Origin of the sequence: Citrobacter sedlakii NBRC 105722 (assembly GCF_000759835.1) — a bacterium.
In the GTDB taxonomy this organism is placed as follows: domain Bacteria; phylum Pseudomonadota; class Gammaproteobacteria; order Enterobacterales; family Enterobacteriaceae; genus Citrobacter_A; species Citrobacter_A sedlakii.
In genome coordinates this window covers 84,255-102,981 of the sequence record NZ_BBNB01000017.1, presented here as the reverse complement: position 1 = coordinate 102,981, position 18,727 = coordinate 84,255, and the positions used below count along the sequence as shown (strand labels likewise).

Sequence of the window (18,727 nt, the reverse complement as noted above, 5' to 3'; positions counted from 1 at the left end):
TATTCCTCACTTAATTCATTTCAAAATCTAAATCGAGATCGTCTTCTTTTTCATCGGCCTGAGAGATATTCTTCCGCGCCAGGCTTTTCAGTACGTTCACGCAGAGCGCAGTAACGAGCGCGCCAACCACAACCGCAGCGATATACCCCAGTTTTCCTTCTACCACCGGCAACACGATTAACCCGCCCCAACCGGCGTAGCACTGCGCGCCGAACAGCGCGGCGGTAACCGCGCCGCAGGCAGAACCGAGCATGATGGAGGGGATCACGCGCAGCGGGTCAGCGGCGGCAAACGGTATCGCCCCTTCGGTGACGCCCACACAGCCCATCACCAGCGCCGCTTTTCCGGCTTCGCGTTCTTCAGAAGAGAAGTTTTTACGCCCCAGCAGCGTCGCCAGCCCTAAGCCCAGCGGCGGTACGCAGATTGCGACGGCGGCAATCGCCACGACGGTATAGACCCCCTGCGCTACGCAGATGAGCATGAAGGCATAGGCCACCTTGTTCACCGGACCGCCCATATCAAAGGCCAGCATCAGCCCCATAATGACCGCTAGCATGACGATGCTGCCTTGCTGCATCCCTTGTAACCATTGCGTCAGGCTGCTGGTCAGTGCGCCCACCGGCTCACCCAGCCCCCACATCATGATACCCGCGGTGATAAAGGTGCCGATGATAGGGATAACGAAGATCGGCATGACCGAACGCAGCACCTTATGCACCGGGATTTTTTTCAGGTAATGCACCACGATACCGCCGATAATCCCGGCAATCAGCGCACCAAAAAACCCGGCGCCAAAGCTGTTGCCCACCCAGGCGCCAATCGCGCAGGGCGCCAGCGCGGAACGTTCAGCTATGGAATAACCTATATACGCGGCGAGGAAAGGCACCATCAGCGTCAGCCCGGCGACGCCGATGTCGAACAGTTTCTTCAGATTCGGGTCAGTTGCGGCATCCGGCACCGCACCTTTGCCATACAGCATGACGGAGACCGCCAGCAAGATGCCGCCCGCGACAACAAAGGGGATCATATGCGACACCCCCGTCATCAGATGCTGACGGGTATTTTTCAGGATCTGCACCAACTCTTTCATACGTCGCTCCCGGGCCAGTGAAAGCCCATATCCATAACGTTGTTGTGGCAAACAATAGGCAATCCGCAGCGACGCAGACAGTGGATAAAAAGGCCATTTACTGGATTTTTGTAATATCAGTACAAAAATGCGATCCGCCTCATAACTTCTACTCTACGACAGATGACAGCTAACGCGTCGAGTTGTGAGGCGACTCGCACTTTTCACCTTACATTACATTTATCCAGTTTTTGGCAGATTTGTCACATGGCAGAGCTCAACCAAGCCCTTTTATCCTGTAAGCAGAAATCCGTTATGGGAGAGAGGCAATGGCCCTGATTGTGGAATTTACCTGTGAACTGCCCAATGGCGTCCATGCGCGCCCGGCAAGCCACGTGGAAACGCTGTGCAATACCTTTACGTCTCAGATTGAATGGCACAATCTGCGCACTGGCCGAAAAGGTAACGCCAAAAGCGCGCTGTCGCTGATCGGCACCGACACGCTGGCAGGCGACCGTTGCCAGTTGCTGATTACCGGCGCAGATGAAGCCAATGCCCACCAACGACTGAATCAGTGGCTACGCGATGAATTTCCGCATTGCGATGCGCCGCTCGCAGAGGTTAATAACCGTGAATTAGACGCGCTTCCGGCCTCGCTGACTCACCTTAACCCGCAGTTATTCCGCGCCCGCCCCGTCTGCAACGGTAGCGCGGGTGGCGTGCTGACTCCTCTCTCTTCGCTGGATCTTAACGCGCTCGGCGAACTTCCAGCAGCGAAAGACGTGGAGCAGGAACAGTCAGCGCTGGATCGCGGTCTGACGTTGTTAACGAAAAACATTGCGTTCCGTTTGCTGGACAGTGACGGTCCTACCAGCGCGATTCTGGAAGCCCACCGTTCACTGGCAAGCGACGCATCCCTGCGTCAGCATCTGCTGGCTGGCGTTTCGCGCGGCTTAAGCTGCGCGCAGGCGATTGTCGAAAGTGCGAACCATTTCTGCGACGAATTCGCCCGTTCCAGCAGCAGTTATCTGCAGGAACGCGCGCTGGATGTCCGTGACGTCTGCTTCCAGCTGTTACAGCATATTTACGGCGAAACACGTTTTCCGCCGCCGGGCCAACTGACCCAGCCAGCCGTGTGTATGGCGGACGAACTGACGCCAAGCCAGTTTCTGGAGCTGGATAAAACGTACCTGAAAGGGTTGTTGTTAAAAAGCGGCGGCACCACGTCGCACACGGTCATTCTCGCCCGCTCGTTCAATATCCCGACGCTGGTGGGCGTAGAGACAGAGGCCTTAACACCGTGGCGGCATCAGAAAGTGTATATCGACGGAAACGCAGGCGCGGTAGTGGTGTCGCCGAGCGAAGCCATCGAGCGCTATTATCAACAAGAAGCCCGGGTACAGGAGACGCTGCGTGAACAGCAGCGCATCTGGCTGACGCAGGAAGCGCGCACCGCTGACGGCATCCGGATGGAAGTCGCCGCTAACATCGCCCACGCCGTTGAAGCCCAGGCGGCATTCAGTAACGGTGCGGAAGCGGTCGGTCTGTTCCGCACGGAAATGCTGTATATGGATCGCGCCAGCGCGCCGGACGAAAACGAGTTATACAATATTTTTTGCCAGGCGCTGGAGTCCGCGCGGGGACGCAGCATTATCGTGCGCACAATGGACATCGGCGGCGATAAGCCGGTGGACTACCTGAACATTCCTGCCGAAGCCAACCCGTTCCTCGGCTATCGCGCTGTACGCATCTACGAAGAATACGCCGCGCTGTTTACCACCCAACTGCGATCGATTCTGCGCGCATCCGCCCACGGCAGTCTGAAGATCATGATTCCGATGATCTCCTCCATGGAGGAGATCCTGTGGGTCAAAGAGAAACTGGCGGAAGCCAAACAGCAGTTACGCAATGAACACATCCCGTTCGATGAGAAAATCCCTCTTGGCATTATGCTGGAAGTGCCGTCGGTAATGTTCATTATCGACCAGTGCTGCGAAGAAATTGATTTCTTCAGCATCGGCAGCAACGACCTGACGCAATATCTGCTGGCCGTCGATCGCGATAACGCCAAAGTCACCCGCCACTACAACAGCCTGAATCCAGCCTTTTTACGCGCGCTGGACTACGCGGTGCAGGCGGTGCATCGCCAGGGAAAATGGATTGGCCTGTGTGGCGAACTGGGCGCCAAAGGCTCCGTACTGCCGCTGCTCGTGGGGTTAGGCCTGGATGAAATCAGCATGAGCGCACCGTCAATCCCCGCCGCTAAAGCGCGGATGGCGCAACTGGACAGCCGTGCCTGTCGCCAGTTGCTGAATCAGGCGATGGCCTGCCGTACGTCGCTGGAAGTGGAACATTTGCTGGCGCAGTTCCGCATGAGCCAGCAGGACGCCCCGCTGGTCACCGCCGAGTGCATCCGGCTTGACAGCGACTGGCGCAGTAAAGAGGAGGTGATCAAAGGAATGACCGACAACTTATTGCTGGCGGGCCGTTGCCGCTATCCACGCAAACTGGAAGCCGATCTCTGGGCACGCGAAGCAGTATTCTCCACCGGTTTGGGCTTTAGCTTCGCCATTCCACACAGCAAGTCTGAACACATTGAGCAATCGACCATCAGCGTGGCGCGCCTCAACGCGCCGGTGCGTTGGGGAGACGACGATGCGCAGTTCATCATCATGCTCACACTCAACAAACACGCCGCTGGCGATCAGCATATGCGCATTTTCTCGCGCCTGGCCCGCCGGATTATGCATGAAGAATTTCGTAACGCGCTGGTGAACGCCGCGTCCGCCGACGCCATCGCCAGTCTGCTGCAACATGAACTTGAACTCTGAGAGGAAGGAAAATGGAGCTGTATTTAGATACCGCCAATGTGCGGGAAGTCGAACGTCTGGCGCGCATCTTCCCGATTGCGGGCGTGACCACCAACCCGAGCATTGTGGCGGCAAGTAAAGAGTCTGTTTGGGATGTGCTGCCTCGCTTACAAAACGCCATTGGCGAAACCGGCATTCTGTTTGCCCAGACCATGAGCCGCGACGCGCAGGGCATGGTGAGCGAAGCGAAGCGACTGAACAACGCCATACCGGGCATTGTGGTGAAAATCCCGGTGACGTCCGAAGGACTGGCCGCAATCAAGCAGTTGAAAACCGAAGGGATTACCACGCTCGGCACCGCCGTCTACAGCGCATCGCAGGGGCTGCTGGCCGCGCTGGCAGGCGCAAAATACGTCGCGCCCTACGTCAACCGCGTCGACGCGCAGGGCGGAGACGGCATCCGTACGGTGCAGGAACTGCAAACGCTGCTGGAACTGCATGCCCCGGACAGCAAAGTGCTGGCGGCCAGTTTCAAAACCCCCCGCCAGGCGCTGGACTGTTTGCTGGCAGGTTGCGAAGCGATCACCCTTCCTTTAGATGTAGCGCAACAAATGCTTGATACCCCTGCGGTACAGTCGGCTATTGAGAAGTTTGAGCAAGACTGGAAAAACGCTTTCGGAAACATCAACCTGTAAAGGGGATAACGTATGGATCGCATTATTCAATCACCTGGTAAATACATCCAGGGAGCAGATGTCATCACACGTCTTGGCGACTACCTCAAGCCGCTGGCGGAACGCTGGCTGGTTGTCGGCGACAAATTTGTTCTGGGTTTTGCCCAGAGCGCGCTGGAAAAAAGCATCCAGGACGCCGGACTGACGCTGGAAATCGCACCGTTTGGCGGCGAATGTTCCCAGAACGAGATTGACCGACTGCGCGACGTGGCTGAAAAAGCGCAATGTGCGGCAGTGCTCGGCATCGGCGGGGGTAAAACGCTTGATACCGCAAAAGCGCTTGCACATTTTATGAACGTACCGGTCGCTATCGCGCCGACGATTGCCTCCACCGATGCGCCATGCAGCGCCCTGTCCGTTATCTACACCGACGCCGGAGAATTCGACCGTTATCTGATGCTGCCGCATAACCCGCACATGGTGATCGTCGACACTAAAATTGTCGCTGGCGCCCCGGCGCGTTTGTTAGCCGCAGGTATTGGCGATGCGCTGGCAACCTGGTTTGAAGCGCGCGCTTGTTCACGTAGCGGCGCGGTTACCATGGCGGGAGGGAAATGCACCCAGGCCGCGCTGGCGCTGGCTGAGCTGTGCTACAACACGCTGCTGGAAGAGGGCGAAAAAGCGATGCTGGCCGCCGAGCAGCACGTTGTGACGCCCGCTCTTGAGCGCGTAATCGAAGCGAACACCTACCTGAGCGGCGTCGGTTTTGAAAGTGGAGGTCTGGCGGCAGCCCACGCGATTCATAACGGCCTGACGGCGATTCCTGATGCGCATCATTACTATCATGGTGAAAAAGTGGCGTTTGGTACGTTGACGCAGTTGGTGCTGGAAAATGCCCCGGTAGAAGAAATTGAAACTGTCGCCGCGCTGTGTCACTCCGTCGGTCTACCAATCACACTGGCGCAACTGGATATTAAACAGGATATTCCGGCGAAAATGCGCACTGTGGCAGAAGCCGCCTGTGCGGAAGGAGAAACGATCCATAACATGCCTGGCGGTGCGACGCCGGACGAAGTGTATGCCGCCCTGCTGGTGGCCGATCAATACGGTCAGCGCTACCTGCAAGAGTGGGAATAAGTTGAGTTTGCCGGATGGCGCTAACGCCATCCGGCATCCAGGCTTACATTTACAGCAGGTCGAAACGGTCGAGATTCATCACTTTCACCCATGCCGCGACAAAGTCCTTCACGAACTTCTCGCGAGCGTCGTTGCAGGCATACACTTCAGCCAGCGCACGCAGCACGGAGTTAGAACCAAACACCAGGTCAGCGCGGGTTGCGGTATACTTCACTTCACCGCTCAGACGATCGCGCCCTTCAAACAGTTCGCCAGACTCATCGGTCGCTTTCCATTCGTAGCGCATATCCAGCAGATTCACGAAGAAATCGTTGCTGAGTACGCCGACACGGTCAGTGAAGACGCCGTTCTGGCTGCCGTCGAAGTTTGTGCCGAGCACGCGCATCCCGCCGACCAGGGCCGTCATCTCCGGCGCGGTCAGGGTAAGCTGTTGTGCTTTATCAATCAGCAGTGACTCGGTGGTGGAGACATCCAGACGCGCACGGTAGTTACGGAAACCGTCAGCAATCGGCTCAAGCAGTTCAAAGGTCTCGATATCCGTCTGATCCTGACGGGCATCCACCCGGCCCGGCGTAAACGGTACGCCAATGCTCACGCCAGCATCACTCGCCGCCTTCTCAATCCCCACCACCCCGGCCAGCACGATGATATCGGCCAGAGAGGCTTTACCCGTCGACTTTTGAATCTCTTCCAGCACCGGCAATACGCGCGCCGCCGTGGCGTTAACATCCCAGTCGCGCTGCGGCGCTAAAGCCAGACGCGCACCGTTGGCGCCGCCGCGTTTGTCACCGCCGCGGAAGGTGGACGCCGACGCCCAGGCAACAGAAACCAGTTCGCTGACAGACAGCCCGGAAGATGCAATCGCCGCCTTCAGGTTAATGATGTCTTCTTCGGTTGGATGATAAACCGGCTGTGGCAGCGGATCCTGCCAGATCAGATCTTCTTTCGGTACTTCCGGACCGATATAGCGCGCTTTCGGCCCCATATCCCTGTGCGTTAATTTGAACCACGCGCGGGCGAAGGCTTCGTTAAAGGCCTGCGGATCGTTGAGGAAGCGACGGGAAATCTTTTCGAATTCCGGATCAAAACGCAGCGTCAGATCGGTCACCAGCATCGTCGGCTTACGTTTCTTCGACGGATCAAACGGATCCGGAATGATTTCCGGGGCATCCACCGCTTCAAACTGGATCGCCCCTGCCGGGCTGCGCGTTTGCACCCACTCGTATTTAAACAGGTTCTCGAAGAAGTAATTGCTCCACTGGGTTGGGGTTTGCGTCCACACAACTTCCAGACCGGAGGTAATCGCATCCGCGCCTGAACCGCTGCCAAAAGAGCTTGCCCAACCTAAGCCCTGGGCTTCAATCGGCGCCGCTTCCGGATCCGGCCCAACGTGAGAGGCAGCTGCCGCGCCGTGGGTTTTCCCAAGCGTATGTCCGCCGCCGATCAGCGCGACGGTTTCTTCGTCATTCATCCCCATGTTGCCAAAGGTGGCGCGAATAGCCGCCGCCGCAGACAATGGTTCACCGCTGTGATCCGGACCTTCCGGGTTCACGTAGATCAGCCCCATCTCAGTGGCGCCCAGCGGCGCTTTCGCCAGCGCTTCCGGGTGGCGGTGAGTCAACCAGGCTTTCTCATCGCCCCAGTTCACATCGAGATCCGGTTCCCAAACGTCTTCACGTCCTGCGCCGAAGCCAAAGGTGCGGAAGCCCGAGTTTTCCAGCGCCACGTTGCCCGCCAGAATAAACAGATCCGCCCAGGAAATTTTTTGCCCGTATTTTTGTTTGATTGGCCACAGCAGACGACGTGCTTTGTCGAGGCTGACGTTGTCAGGCCAGGAGTTCAGCGGGGCGAAGCGCTGTTGACCGCGACCTGCGCCGCCTCGTCCGTCAATCGAACGGTAAGTGCCCGCGCCATGCCAGGCCATACGAATAAACAGACCGGCATAGCTGCCCCAGTCGGCAGGCCACCACGGTTGCGATTCGGTCAGCAACGCTTTGAGATCGCCTTTAAGGGCGGAGTAATCTAATTTGCTGAATTCTTTGCGGTAGTCAAAGTCCTCACCCAGCGGGTTGGAACGATTGGAATGTTGATTCAGAAGGTCCACGCGAAGTTGGTTAGGCCACCAGTCGCGGCTGGTGGTTCCTGCGCCAGCGCTCTGGTCGTGACCGCCCTTATGGAACGGGCATTTTCCGGTGGATAAGGTGTTATGGGTATCGTCAGACGTGCTCATATCTCAGCTCCCTTTTCAATGTTACCGTTACGATATACACCACAGGAGCTTAGATATAGTCGATATAATCCACAGATTCGATAGTCGATACCTTTTATATTTTACGTTAACAAGATGTGGATCAAAACGAGGCGTAAAAAAGCCCTCCAGGGAGGGCCGGGGTATTTACAGGGCAGGTCTGACGCCCAGTGTGTGGCAGATTGCGTAACTCATCTCCGCGCGGTTAAGTGTATAGAAATGAAAATCTTTTACCCCTTCACGGCTGAGAATCTTAACCATATCCATAGCAATATTGGCGCCGACCAGCTTCCGTGTTTCCGCATCGTCATCAAGACCGTTAAACATTTGTGACATCCATGCCGGAATACGCACATTGGTCATATCCGCGAACTTCTTCGCCTGTTTAAAGTTAGAGACCGGCAGGATGCCAGGGATAATTTCCACATCAATGCCTGCCGAAACGCAGCGATCGCGAAAACGCAGGTAGCTTTCGACGTCAAAGAAGAACTGGGTAATCGCGCGGTTGGCGCCAGCATCCACTTTACGCTTCAGGTTCAGCAGATCTGCCTGAGCGCTTTTCGCTTCCGGATGCACTTCCGGATAGGCCGCCACGGAGATATCAAAATCCGCCACTTCTTTCAGCAGGCTGACCAGGTCAGTTGCGTACATATCCGGCTTGCCGCTGCCCGGAGGCAGGTCGCCGCGCAGGGCAACGATATGGCGAATGCCGTTATTCCAGTAGTCACGGGCGATGGTACGCAGTTCATCGCGTGTCGCGTCGATGCAGGTCAGATGCGGCGCGGCTTCCAGCCCGGTACGATCTTTAATGCCTTTAATGATGCTGTGCGTACGGTCGCGTTCACCGGAATTGGCTCCGTACGTTACCGACACAAACTTCGGCTTCAGACTGCTCAGGCGATCGATAGAATTCCACAGGGTTTGCTCCATTTCACTGGTGCGCGGCGGGAAAAACTCGAACGAAACGTTAATCTGACCCTGGACTTCCGCCAGGCTCTGATTCAGGGCTTCCCGCTGGTTGGCGTGAAAAAAGCTCATACCTTACCTCATCAATCGCGTGTCATTATATGTTGTGTTGTGAACATCTATCCGTTTAGACGTCCAGATGTAAAAATGACGGAAAAGTGCGATGCCGTCAACCTAAAAATCAGCGTAAAAGGTGAGGAAAACTCAGGGAAGATGAAAATAATTCATGACGCCAGGGATACCCCGGTATCAGAACCGGACTGACGCTAGCCACTGCCACCGCGCAACGTCCTCTGGCAGCGTCGCCAGGCCAGCCTGAAGCGTCAGTTCACCGTTGCATAGCGGGCGGAAAACTACGCCCCGGCGCTGAATAGCGGCGAACGACGCGGGAAGTAAACTCAGACCGTCGCCGTGGGCGATGCGGGCGAGCAGCACATCGTGCTCCAGCGGTTCTTCTATACAGGCGGGGAAATAGCCAGCGCGATGAAAAATTTTCCGCGTGTAGTCAAAGAACGCCGGATTGCGCTCACGCTTAAACCAGAATAACGGTCGGTGGTTCAGCCCCTTCAGGGAAAGTGAGGCGGTTTCCGCTTCCGGCCAGCTGGCGGGCAGTGCGGCTATCAGCGGCTCCTGCCAGTCTACTGGCGTAACAGCGAGCCCGGCGGTCTCCAGCGGTAGCGCCACCAGCGCGGCATCCAGCTTGCCCCGGCGCACCAGGCGCGCAAGTTCTGGCGATCCGTGGCGTACGATATGCAGTCGCTGCACGCGCGTGCGCAACTGCGTTTCCAGCGGTGCAAACACGCCTTGTTCGAATGCGGTGCTTAATCCCAGTCGTAGCGCGCGATCACCGCGTTGTGCGACCCGTTGCAGCATCGCGTAGGTTTTTTCCTGCATCTCCAGCAGAGGACCGACGATTTCAAGCACCCGCCGCCCTTCTTCTGTCAACGTTAACCCTTTGGTATGACGAACAAAAAGCGTTACCCCCAGCCGTTCTTCAAGCTGGCGAATATGGCGACTCAGTGGGGGCTGCGACATAAACAATCGCTGCGCCGCACGGCTCATGTTGTTCTCTTCTGCTACCACGGCAAAGTAGCGCAGCAGACGGATATCCAGAGCATGTATCAGCGGTGGTGTCATACCAAAAAGGTATCACGAAAACGGTATTATCGATATTTTTTCGGACATCCTATCCTCACGCCACATACTGTGCACCAGGAGAAAAAGACCATGTATTCCGAGCGTTTTATAAAGGGCCGGCAGATGCTGCAACAGGTAGACGGTAAAGGCGGCGATGCGGTTATCGACAGTTTGCGGGATATCGCGCCGGACTTCGCCCGCTATCTGATTGAATTTCCGTTTGGCGATATTTATTCCCGCTCAGAGCTGGATTTACGCAGTCGGGAAATCGCCACGGTCGCGGCATTAACCGCCATGGGCAACGCCGCGCCGCAGCTAAAAGTGCATATCGAAGCCGCCTTACATGTCGGACTCACGCAGGCGGAAATCATTGAAGTCATGATGCAGATGGCGGTCTACGCCGGATTTCCGGCTGCGCTAAACGGGCTGTTCGCCGCAAAAGAGGTTTTTGCCCGACAATAAAATAGCGTCGACCACAGGCAAATTACATGAATCGCCAGCCGGTATCGCGCCCGATGACAACGCTGATGCAGCCGGATAAGGCGAAACCGCCCTCCGGCCTGCAACACAGGTTATAACAGTTGCGCCAGACGGTTGATGTCCGACTGAATCGCCCCGGCGGTCACGTCGCGTCCCGCGCCCGGCCCGCGGATCACCAGCGGGTTGTCGCGATACCAGCGGCTTTCGATGGCAAACACGTTATCACACGGCAGCAGCGCCGCCAGCGGATGCTCCGGGCGCACGGCTTCGACGCCAACGCGCGCTTTACCGTTAGCGTCAAAACGCGCCACGTAGCGCAGCACCAGTCCCATCTCGCGGGCGGCCTCCAGACGCTGAACCATCTGCTCATTCAGCTCATCGCCGTTTTCAAAGAAATGGTCGATGGAGCCCTCTTCGCAATGCGCGGGTACCAACGACTCGACGCGCACCTGATCCGGCTCGATATCGTAACCTGCTTCACGTGCCAGAATCACCAGCTTACGCATCACGTCTTTACCGGACAGATCCACACGCGGGTCCGGCTCGGTCAGCCCCTGCTGCCAGGCCTGATCCACCAGTTCGGTGAACGGCACGGTGCCGTCAAACTGCAGGAACAGCCACGAGAGCGTACCGGAGAAGATCCCACTGATCGACAAAATGGTATCGCCACTGTCGATGAGATCGCGCACGGTATGGTTGATCGGCAATCCGGCCCCCACGGTGGCGTTATACAGCCAGTGGCGACCCGTTTTATCAAACGCGTCGTGAATTTGCCGGTACTTGTCACTGTTGCTCGCCCCGGCCAGTTTATTGGCGCTGATAACGTGAAAACCATGGCTGGCAAAGTCGAGATATTGATCCGCCAGTTGCTCGCTCGCCGTCACGTCCAGCACCACCAGATCATCGTAGGGGTGCGCGCGCATCCATAAAAACAGCGACTCTTCATCCTGTTCAACGGCTTCGTCGCCAAAGAACGCCAGCGCACGGCTGGCATCCAGTCCTTCGTAGTTCAGCAGGCTGCGGCGACTGTCCACCACGCCCGCCAGCACAAATTCAAACCCGGTACGCGCCGACAACGTGCTCTGCTCGCGGGCAAACAGTTCCAGCCAACGGGAGCCAATGTTGCCCTTACCAAACAGCACCAGACCGATACGCTTTTCGGCGCGGAAAAGAGACTGATGTAAGCCCTGAATCAGGCTTTCGGTCGGGCCTGTACGTAACACCGCGACCAGGCTGATGCCCTCTTCCGATTGCCAGGTGAACTCGACCGGCTGACCTTTTAGTTGCTGCCAAAAACGGTGGCAGTGCAGCGGGTTGCGGGTGACCCCCGCGCCGACCATTGCCACCAGCGCAAGCCCCTGCCGCAGGCGCAGTTCTCCCGGTAAGCCCGCCTCGTCAAGGATCCTCAGCGCGCTGTCGGCGACTTCAGAGGTGTAACAGAACTGAAGCAGTTGACGATCGTGATGGACGCCCACCGCCAGCGGACGCACCTGCGCGCGTTTCAGGATCTGGTCGATATCCTTATACGCCAGCTTAAAGTCCTGGCTCGCGGGCACCTGAAACTCAATCAGGCACACATCATCATGACTGGTAACGATACGCGCGCCTGTCCCGGAGGCCAGCACACGTTCAATGCGCGTGGACCCCTGATCCGGCGTGTAGCTACAGCGTAATTGCAGATCGATATCGCTGCCGGAAACGGGCTGAAGCGTGCGCGCGTGCAGCACCGGCGCGGCCAGACGCGCCAGCTCGCTGGCTTCATCCAGACGCAACAGGGGCAGCAGGCAGGCATCTTTCACCTTGCGCGGATCGGCGCTGTAAACCCCGGCGACGTCGCTCCAGATGGTGACCCGGGAAACGCCCGCCAGCGCGCCTATCTGCGTCGCCGAGTAGTCAGAACCGTTGCGCCCCAGCAGTACCGTTTCACCCGCATTGCTGCGGCTGATAAAACCCGTGACCACCAGACGTTTGCCCGGATGCTGCACCAGCAACTGTTGCAACAACGGATAAGATAAACCTTCGTCGACCTGCGGCTGCGCGGCGCGCTCGGCGCGGAGAAATTCGCGCGCGTCCAGCCAGGCGGATTCCATTCCCTGCTGATTGAGTACCGCGGACATCAGCCGCGCGGACCAGACTTCGCCGTGGCCGACCACTTCCGCGTAGACCGCATCGGTGACGCCGCTGTCCAGCAGCGCCGCCAGACGTTCCAGGTCGCTGATGAACAGACTGATCAAACTGTCCGCCACATCGGCAGGCAGCAGACCGCTGATTAGATCGCACTGATAGCGACGAAGGGTTTGTTGCACCTGATGCGCAGAGAGGCGATCGGTCTGACTGAGTTTCAGCCAGCTAATCAACTGGTTGGTGGTGCTGCCTGCGGCGGAAACCACCATCATATCGTCAGGCTGTGAGTATTCCGCCATAATGCCCGCCACGCGCAGATAACACTTCACGTCAGCCAGACTACTGCCACCAAATTTATGCAGTTGGCGACCCTTCGCCCCTGCCTGCGCAATCACACTCATGTTTACCCCTTGTTTGCAGCCCGGAAGCCATTTTCCAGGTCGGCAATTAAATCTTCGCCATCTTCAATACCGGTGGAGATACGCAGCAGCGTCTCGGAGATCCCGGCGGCAGCGCGCGCCTCGGGCGCCATGCCTGCATGGGTCATCGTCGCGGCGTGAGAGATCAAACTTTCCACTCCCCCTAAGGATTCCGCCAGCGTAAACAACGACAGCCCGCCGAGGAAACGACGCAGCGTCTGCTCATCGCCATCCAGTTCAAAACTCAACATCGCGCCAAAGCCTTTTTGCTGGCGCGCGGCAATTTCATGGCCCTGATTTTCCGGCAGTGATGGATGATACAGTTTTTTCACCAGCGGCTGGGTTTGCAGGTAATCGACAATCGCCTGCGCGTTACGCTGCGCCACTTCCATGCGCGGCGACAGCGTGCGCAGCCCGCGCAGCAGCAAATAGCTGTCAAAGGCGCTACCGGTGACGCCGATATTATTCGCCCACCATGCCAGTTCAGTAACGGTATCCGGATCTTTCGCAATCACCACGCCCGCCACCACGTCAGAGTGACCATTCAGATATTTCGTGCATGAATGCAACACCAGATCGGCGCCCAATGCCAGCGGATTTTGCAACGCTGGGCTTAAAAACGTGTTATCGACGACGCTCACCGCCCCGGCGTCCCGCGCCAACTGGCAGATCTTCGCAATATCCACCACGCGTAACAGCGGATTACTCGGGCTTTCTACCAGTACCAGCTTCGGTTTTTCCGCCAGCGCGGCCCGTAGCGCTTGCTCGTTGCCCTGGTCGACAAACAGGACGCGATAGCACCCCCGCTTCGCCAGACTGTCAAACAGGCGATAGCTGCCGCCATAGCAGTCGTGCGGCGCCACCAGCAGGTCGCCAGGCTTCAGGAATACCGTCGTCACCAGATGGATCGCCGACATGCCGGTATTGGTCAACACCGCGCCCGCACCGCCTTCCAGTTCCGCCAGCGCACGCTGAACCACATCGCGCGTCGGGTTGCCGCGGCGAGAATAGTCATGAGCGCGAGGTTCATTAAAACCGGTGAAATTGTAGGTGCTGGAAAGATGAATCGGCGGGACGACACAACCGTACTGTTCGTCGTCATTTAACCCGCTACGCACTGCGATGGTGGCCTGTTTACGCGTCATGTTAGGGTGTTCCTGAGCTGAGTCGGTGAAAAGTCAGGCTTCAGAGTAAACATTGTGACAATAGACGTCAATACATCTGGACATCTAAACTTCTTTGCGTATAGATTGAGCAAACAGCAAATAGCCGTTAAAATTATATGCATTAGCGCACAACTACAGGCGCTTTACCCGTGTCATGGGATCGCCTGTACGGTAAACTATGCGGAATTCCGGCTGATAGCCACACCGCGTGTGGTCTGGCCCCATATTAATGACAAAGAGGATTAAGGTATCTCATGGCTGAATGGAGCGGCGAATATATCAGCCCATACGCTGAGCACGGTAAGAAGAGTGAACAAGTTAAGAAAATTACGGTTTCCATTCCTCTGAAGGTGTTAAAAATCCTCACCGATGAACGTACGCGTCGTCAGGTGAACAACCTGCGTCACGCCACCAACAGCGAGCTGCTGTGCGAAGCGTTTTTGCACGCCTTTACCGGGCAACCTCTTCCGAACGATGAAGATTTGCGAAAAGAGCGCAGCGACGAGATCCCGGAAGCGGCAAAAGAAATCATGCGTGAACTGGGTATCGATCCGGAGACGTGGGAATACTGATTTACAGAGACAAAAAAAGCGCCTTTCGGCGCTTTTTTCTTTGACAGCAGAATCTTATTTGCTGCCCGGGATGCTGAAACGCTTGTTGAAGCGGTCAACACGGCCACCGGTTGCAACGTCACGCTGTTTGCCCGTGTAGAACGGGTGGCATTTACCGCACACGTCCAGGTTCAGATCGTGACCAACGGTAGAGCGGATTTTCATGACGTTACCGCAAGAACAGGTAGCAGTAATTTCTTCGTATTTCGGGTGAATATCTTTTTTCATGGGGAAACCTCAGTTTAAGGCCGCGTCGCTCTTCCAGCCCTAACGCCAGACACCACGCGATGTTAATTATTTCCCGTCGCCTTCCACTCTACACCAGCAGCGCGAAATTCTCGGGTAATGGTCAATTTTTGACGCGATCAATTTGCATCAAAGGCGGCGAATCATACAGAAATTAGCCAGCTCATGCAAACTGATTCACTTGTCCACCGCAACTAATGTGTATACTAACCCGCCAGATTTCAAGTCAGGATGATGTCATGCCCGTTGCGCACGTTGCCTTACCCGTTCCGCTTCCCCGCACCTTTGACTACCTTCTGCCGGAAGGGATGAACGTCAAAGCCGGGTGTCGCGTGCGCGTTCCGTTTGGCAAGCAGCAGGAGCGTGTCGGGATCGTCGTGTCGGTCAGCGACAAGAGCGAACTGCCGCTGAATGAGCTCAAAGCGGTGGTTGAGGTGCTGGACGGCGAACCGGTTTTCTCGCCGTCCGTCTGGCGGCTGCTGATGTGGGCGGCGGATTACTATCATCATCCTATCGGCGATGTGCTGTTTCATGCCCTACCCATTCTGCTGCGCCAGGGGAAACCGGCAACCAATACGCCAATGTGGTACTGGTTCGCCACCGAAGACGGTCAGGCGGTCGACCTCAACAGCTTAAAGCGTTCACCCAAACAGCAACAGGCGCTGGCGGCGCTGCGGCAGGGTAAAATCTGGCGCGACCAGGTGGCGGACCTCGAATTTAACGACACCGCGCTACAGGCGCTACGTAAAAAAGGTCTGTGCGAGCTGGCAAGCGAAACACCGGGCTTTAGCGACTGGCGCGCCGGTTACGCGGTTTGCGGCGATCGTTTGCGTCTGAACACAGAACAGGCCACCGCCGTAGGCGCAATTCATAGCGCCTCGGACAGTTTCTCCGCCTGGCTGCTGGCAGGCGTCACCGGCTCCGGTAAAACAGAAGTCTACCTGAGCGTGCTGGAAAACGTCCTCGCCCAGGGAAAGCAGGCGCTGGTGATGGTGCCGGAAATTGGCCTGACGCCGCAGACCATCGCCCGCTTTCGCGAACGCTTCAACGCGCCGGTGGAAGTGCTGCATTCCGGTCTTAACGACAGTGAACGCCTTTCCGCCTGGCTGAAAGCGAAAAACGGCGAGGCGGCGATTGTAATCGGTACGCGCTCTTCTTTATTTACGCCGTTCAAAAACCTGGGCGTCATCGTGATTGATGAGGAACACGACAGTTCCTATAAACAGCAAGAAGGCTGGCGCTATCATGCGCGCGATCTGGCCGTCTATCGCGCCCATAGCGAACACATTCCGATTATCCTCGGTTCCGCTACGCCCGCGCTGGAAACGCTGTGTAACGTTCGGCAGAAAAAATACCGTCTGCTGCGTCTGACGCGGCGTGCGGGAAATGCCCGCCCCGCCACGCAGCATGTGCTGGATTTAAAGGGCCAGCAGATACAGGCCGGGTTAGCGCCAGCGCTGATCGCCCGGATGCGCCAGCATTTGCAGGCAGACAACCAGGTGATCCTGTTCCTCAATCGTCGGGGTTTCGCACCCGCGCTGCTATGTCATGACTGCGGCTGGATTGCCGAATGCCCGCGCTGCGATCACTACTACACCCTCCATCAGGCCCAGCATCACCTGCGCTGCCATCACTGCGACAGCCAGCGCCCTGTGCCGCGCCAGTGCCCAACCTGCGGCTCTACACACATGGTGCCGGTCGGTTTAGGCACCGAGCAGCTTGAACAGGCGCTGGCGCCCTTCTTCCCCGGGGTGCCGATTTCCCGTATCGACCGCGACACAACCAGTCGCAAAGGCGCGCTGGAGCAACATCTGGCGGAAGTGCATCGCGGCGGCGCGCGGATCCTGATTGGCACGCAAATGCTGGCAAAAGGCCATCACTTCCCGGACGTCACGCTGGTCGCCTTGCTCGACGTGGACGGCGCGCTGTTTTCCGCAGACTTCCGATCCGCTGAACGGTTTGCCCAACTGTATACCCAGGTGTCCGGACGCGCAGGGCGCGCAGGCAAACAGGGTGAAGTGGTGTTGCAAACCCATCATCCGGAACATCCACTGCTCCAGACGCTGCTGCATAAGGGCTATGACGCGTTTGCCGAGCAAGCGTTGGCGGAACGTCAGACGATGCAATTGCCGCCGTGGACCAGCCACGTCATCGTGCGGGCGGAAGACCATAACAATCAGTTGGCCCCGCTGTTTTTACAGCAGTTGCGCAATCTGATTCAGGCCAGCCCCCTGGCAGACGAGAAACTGTGGGTGCTGGGCCCGGTTCCTGCGCTGGCGCCAAAGCGCGGCGGACGCTATCGCTGGCAGATTTTATTGCAGCATCCTTCACGGGTTCGCCTGCAACATATTGTCAGCGGCACCCTTGCGCTCATCAACACGCTGCCGGACGCGCGCAAGGTGAAATGGGTGCTGGATGTCGATCCGATCGAGGGATAACGCCTTCACGATGCGAGGCGGATCGTAAAATTCAACACCCATCACACTTTTTATGAAAATTCTGTAACCGTTTCCATTCGCTATCTGATAAAAATGTTTTCGATGTGATTTCAACAGGGATAGTGCTGCGCCGGATTACCCTGGCGAGGAGAAAGAGTGAAACCGAAGAAGCAGGTTGTTGCCGCTACAATGAAAGATGTTGCCGAGAAGGCGAAAGTCTCAACGGCAACCGTGTCCCGCGCGCTGATGAACCCGGAAAAAGTCTCCCAGTCCACCCGAAACCGGGTCGAACAGGCCGCAATGGAAGTAGGCTATTTACCGCAGGCGGCGGGACGCAACGTTAAACGAAATGAATCACGGACGATCCTGGTGATTGTGCCGGATATTTGCGATCCCTTCTTTAGCGAGATCATCCGTGGCATTGAGATCACCGCCGCAAGTCATGGCTATCTGGTGCTCATTGGCGACTGCGCGCATCAGAACCAGCAGGAAAAAACGTTCGTTAACCTGATCATCACCAAGCAAATCGACGGGATGCTGCTGCTCGGTTCGCGCCTGCCGTTTGACGCCAGTATTGAAGAACAGCGCAATCTGCCGCCGATGGTGATGGCAAACGAATTTGCCCCAGAGCTGGAACTTCCTACGGTACATATCGATAACCTGACCGCCGCCTTTGATGCCGTGAATTATTTACATGAGCTGGGGCATCAGCGCATCGGGTGTATTGCCGGGCCGGAAGAGATGCCGCTGTGCCATTATCGCCTGCAGGGTTATGTACAGGCGTTGCGCCGCTGCGGCATTACCGTCGACCCGCACTATATCGCCCGTGGCGACTTCACTTACGAAGCGGGGGGCAATGCGTTAAAACAGCTGATGTCGCTGCCTCAGCCGCCGACGGCGGTATTCTGCCATAGCGATGTGATGGCGTTAGGCGCGCTCTCCTGGGCCAAACGCCAGGGAATGAAAGTGCCAAACGATCTGTCGATCATTGGCTTCGACAATATCGCCCTGTCAGAATTTTGCGATCCGCCGCTGACGACGGTCGCACAGCCGCGTTTCCAAATCGGCTGCGAAGCAATGCTGCTGTTGCTCGATCAGATGCAGGGGCAAAATGTGAGCAGCGGCTCGCGTTTAATGGACTGCGAACTGATCCTCAGGGGCTCCACTCGCGCCTTAACGTAAACCTTTCAGACACCCGCGTC

The 18,727-nt window shown here is 57.1% G+C and carries 14 protein-coding genes; 7 read left to right on the top strand and 7 right to left on the bottom strand.

The window, feature by feature from the left end:
* Positions 1–10: 10 nt before the first annotated feature.
* Complete coding sequence (locus CSE01S_RS20660) at positions 11–1,090, bottom strand: PTS fructose transporter subunit EIIC (protein WP_042292628.1); 1,080 nt, start codon at positions 1,088–1,090, stop codon at positions 11–13.
* Between the two features lie 308 nt (positions 1,091–1,398).
* Between CSE01S_RS20660 and ptsP the strand changes: the two genes are divergently transcribed.
* The 3 genes from ptsP to gldA are packed head-to-tail and all read left to right on the top strand — an operon-like array spanning position 1,399 to position 5,690.
* Positions 1,399–3,900: a phosphoenolpyruvate--protein phosphotransferase gene (gene ptsP, locus CSE01S_RS20655; RefSeq protein ID WP_042292626.1), complete on the top strand. Its 2,502-nt coding sequence runs from the start codon at positions 1,399–1,401 to the stop codon at positions 3,898–3,900.
* Between the two features lie 11 nt (positions 3,901–3,911).
* Positions 3,912–4,574, top strand: a complete 663-nt coding sequence (fsa, locus tag CSE01S_RS23210) for a fructose-6-phosphate aldolase (RefSeq protein ID WP_042292623.1) — start codon at positions 3,912–3,914, stop codon at positions 4,572–4,574.
* A 12-nt stretch (positions 4,575–4,586) separates the two neighbouring features.
* Positions 4,587–5,690, top strand: a complete 1,104-nt coding sequence (gene gldA, locus CSE01S_RS23205) for a bifunctional L-1,2-propanediol dehydrogenase/glycerol dehydrogenase (RefSeq protein ID WP_042292621.1) — start codon at positions 4,587–4,589, stop codon at positions 5,688–5,690.
* Between the two features lie 49 nt (positions 5,691–5,739).
* On the opposite strand, the gene katG is transcribed toward gldA, so the two are convergent.
* From katG to CSE01S_RS20630, 3 genes are all read right to left on the bottom strand, one after another.
* Positions 5,740–7,920 (bottom strand): catalase/peroxidase HPI, encoded by a 2,181-nt coding sequence (katG, locus tag CSE01S_RS20640; protein WP_042292618.1) that lies wholly within the window; start codon positions 7,918–7,920, stop codon positions 5,740–5,742.
* Positions 7,921–8,085: 165 nt separating this feature from the next.
* Positions 8,086–8,976 carry a methylenetetrahydrofolate reductase gene (metF, locus tag CSE01S_RS20635; RefSeq protein WP_042292615.1) on the bottom strand — a complete coding sequence of 297 codons (891 nt, stop codon included), beginning with the start codon at positions 8,974–8,976 and terminating at the stop codon, positions 8,086–8,088.
* A 177-nt stretch (positions 8,977–9,153) separates the two neighbouring features.
* Complete coding sequence (locus tag CSE01S_RS20630; protein WP_042292614.1) at positions 9,154–10,041, bottom strand: LysR family transcriptional regulator; 888 nt, start codon at positions 10,039–10,041, stop codon at positions 9,154–9,156.
* A gap of 90 nt (positions 10,042–10,131) precedes the next feature.
* Here CSE01S_RS20630 and CSE01S_RS20625 point away from each other — a divergent pair, with 90 nt between their 5' ends.
* On the top strand, positions 10,132–10,503 hold the full coding sequence (locus CSE01S_RS20625) for a carboxymuconolactone decarboxylase family protein (RefSeq protein WP_042292612.1): 372 nt from the start codon (positions 10,132–10,134) through the stop codon (positions 10,501–10,503).
* Positions 10,504–10,613: 110 nt separating this feature from the next.
* Here the strand turns inward: CSE01S_RS20625 and metL are convergent, their stop codons facing one another.
* Both metL and metB read right to left on the bottom strand, forming a co-directional pair.
* Positions 10,614–13,046: a bifunctional aspartate kinase/homoserine dehydrogenase II gene (gene metL / locus CSE01S_RS20620; protein ID WP_042292609.1), complete on the bottom strand. Its 2,433-nt coding sequence runs from the start codon at positions 13,044–13,046 to the stop codon at positions 10,614–10,616.
* 2 nt (positions 13,047–13,048) lie between these two features.
* On the bottom strand, positions 13,049–14,209 hold the full coding sequence (gene metB / locus CSE01S_RS20615; RefSeq protein ID WP_042292605.1) for a cystathionine gamma-synthase: 1,161 nt from the start codon (positions 14,207–14,209) through the stop codon (positions 13,049–13,051).
* 275 nt (positions 14,210–14,484) lie between these two features.
* On the opposite strand from metB, the gene metJ reads away from it, so the two are divergent.
* A complete protein-coding gene (metJ, locus tag CSE01S_RS20610; RefSeq protein WP_012907792.1) occupies positions 14,485–14,802 on the top strand; it encodes a met regulon transcriptional regulator MetJ in 318 nt (105 codons plus the stop codon).
* A gap of 54 nt (positions 14,803–14,856) precedes the next feature.
* On the opposite strand, the gene rpmE is transcribed toward metJ, so the two are convergent.
* Positions 14,857–15,069 (bottom strand): 50S ribosomal protein L31, encoded by a 213-nt coding sequence (rpmE, locus tag CSE01S_RS20605; RefSeq protein WP_012907796.1) that lies wholly within the window; start codon positions 15,067–15,069, stop codon positions 14,857–14,859.
* 257 nt (positions 15,070–15,326) lie between these two features.
* On the opposite strand from rpmE, the gene priA reads away from it, so the two are divergent.
* Both priA and cytR read left to right on the top strand, forming a co-directional pair.
* Positions 15,327–17,525, top strand: coding sequence for a primosomal protein N' (priA, locus tag CSE01S_RS20600; RefSeq protein ID WP_042292602.1), 2,199 nt, complete (start codon positions 15,327–15,329; stop codon positions 17,523–17,525).
* 156 nt (positions 17,526–17,681) lie between these two features.
* On the top strand, positions 17,682–18,707 hold the full coding sequence (cytR, locus tag CSE01S_RS20595) for a DNA-binding transcriptional regulator CytR (protein WP_042292599.1): 1,026 nt from the start codon (positions 17,682–17,684) through the stop codon (positions 18,705–18,707).
* Positions 18,708–18,727 lie beyond the last annotated feature (20 nt).

Excerpts from the sequence above, each read along its gene's own strand:
- CSE01S_RS20660 (WP_042292628.1), bottom strand. The coding sequence starts at position 1,090 with ATGAAAGAGTTGGTGCAGATCCTGAAAAATACCCGTCAGCATCTGATG.
- ptsP (WP_042292626.1), top strand. The coding sequence starts at position 1,399 with ATGGCCCTGATTGTGGAATTTACCTGTGAACTGCCCAATGGCGTCCAT.
- fsa (WP_042292623.1), top strand. The coding sequence starts at position 3,912 with ATGGAGCTGTATTTAGATACCGCCAATGTGCGGGAAGTCGAACGTCTG.
- gldA (WP_042292621.1), top strand. The coding sequence starts at position 4,587 with ATGGATCGCATTATTCAATCACCTGGTAAATACATCCAGGGAGCAGAT.
- katG (WP_042292618.1), bottom strand. The coding sequence starts at position 7,920 with ATGAGCACGTCTGACGATACCCATAACACCTTATCCACCGGAAAATGC.
- metF (WP_042292615.1), bottom strand. The coding sequence starts at position 8,976 with ATGAGCTTTTTTCACGCCAACCAGCGGGAAGCCCTGAATCAGAGCCTG.
- CSE01S_RS20630 (WP_042292614.1), bottom strand. The coding sequence starts at position 10,041 with ATGACACCACCGCTGATACATGCTCTGGATATCCGTCTGCTGCGCTAC.
- CSE01S_RS20625 (WP_042292612.1), top strand. The coding sequence starts at position 10,132 with ATGTATTCCGAGCGTTTTATAAAGGGCCGGCAGATGCTGCAACAGGTA.
- metL (WP_042292609.1), bottom strand. The coding sequence starts at position 13,046 with ATGAGTGTGATTGCGCAGGCAGGGGCGAAGGGTCGCCAACTGCATAAA.
- metB (WP_042292605.1), bottom strand. The coding sequence starts at position 14,209 with ATGACGCGTAAACAGGCCACCATCGCAGTGCGTAGCGGGTTAAATGAC.
- metJ (WP_012907792.1), top strand. The coding sequence starts at position 14,485 with ATGGCTGAATGGAGCGGCGAATATATCAGCCCATACGCTGAGCACGGT.
- rpmE (WP_012907796.1), bottom strand. The coding sequence starts at position 15,069 with ATGAAAAAAGATATTCACCCGAAATACGAAGAAATTACTGCTACCTGT.
- priA (WP_042292602.1), top strand. The coding sequence starts at position 15,327 with ATGCCCGTTGCGCACGTTGCCTTACCCGTTCCGCTTCCCCGCACCTTT.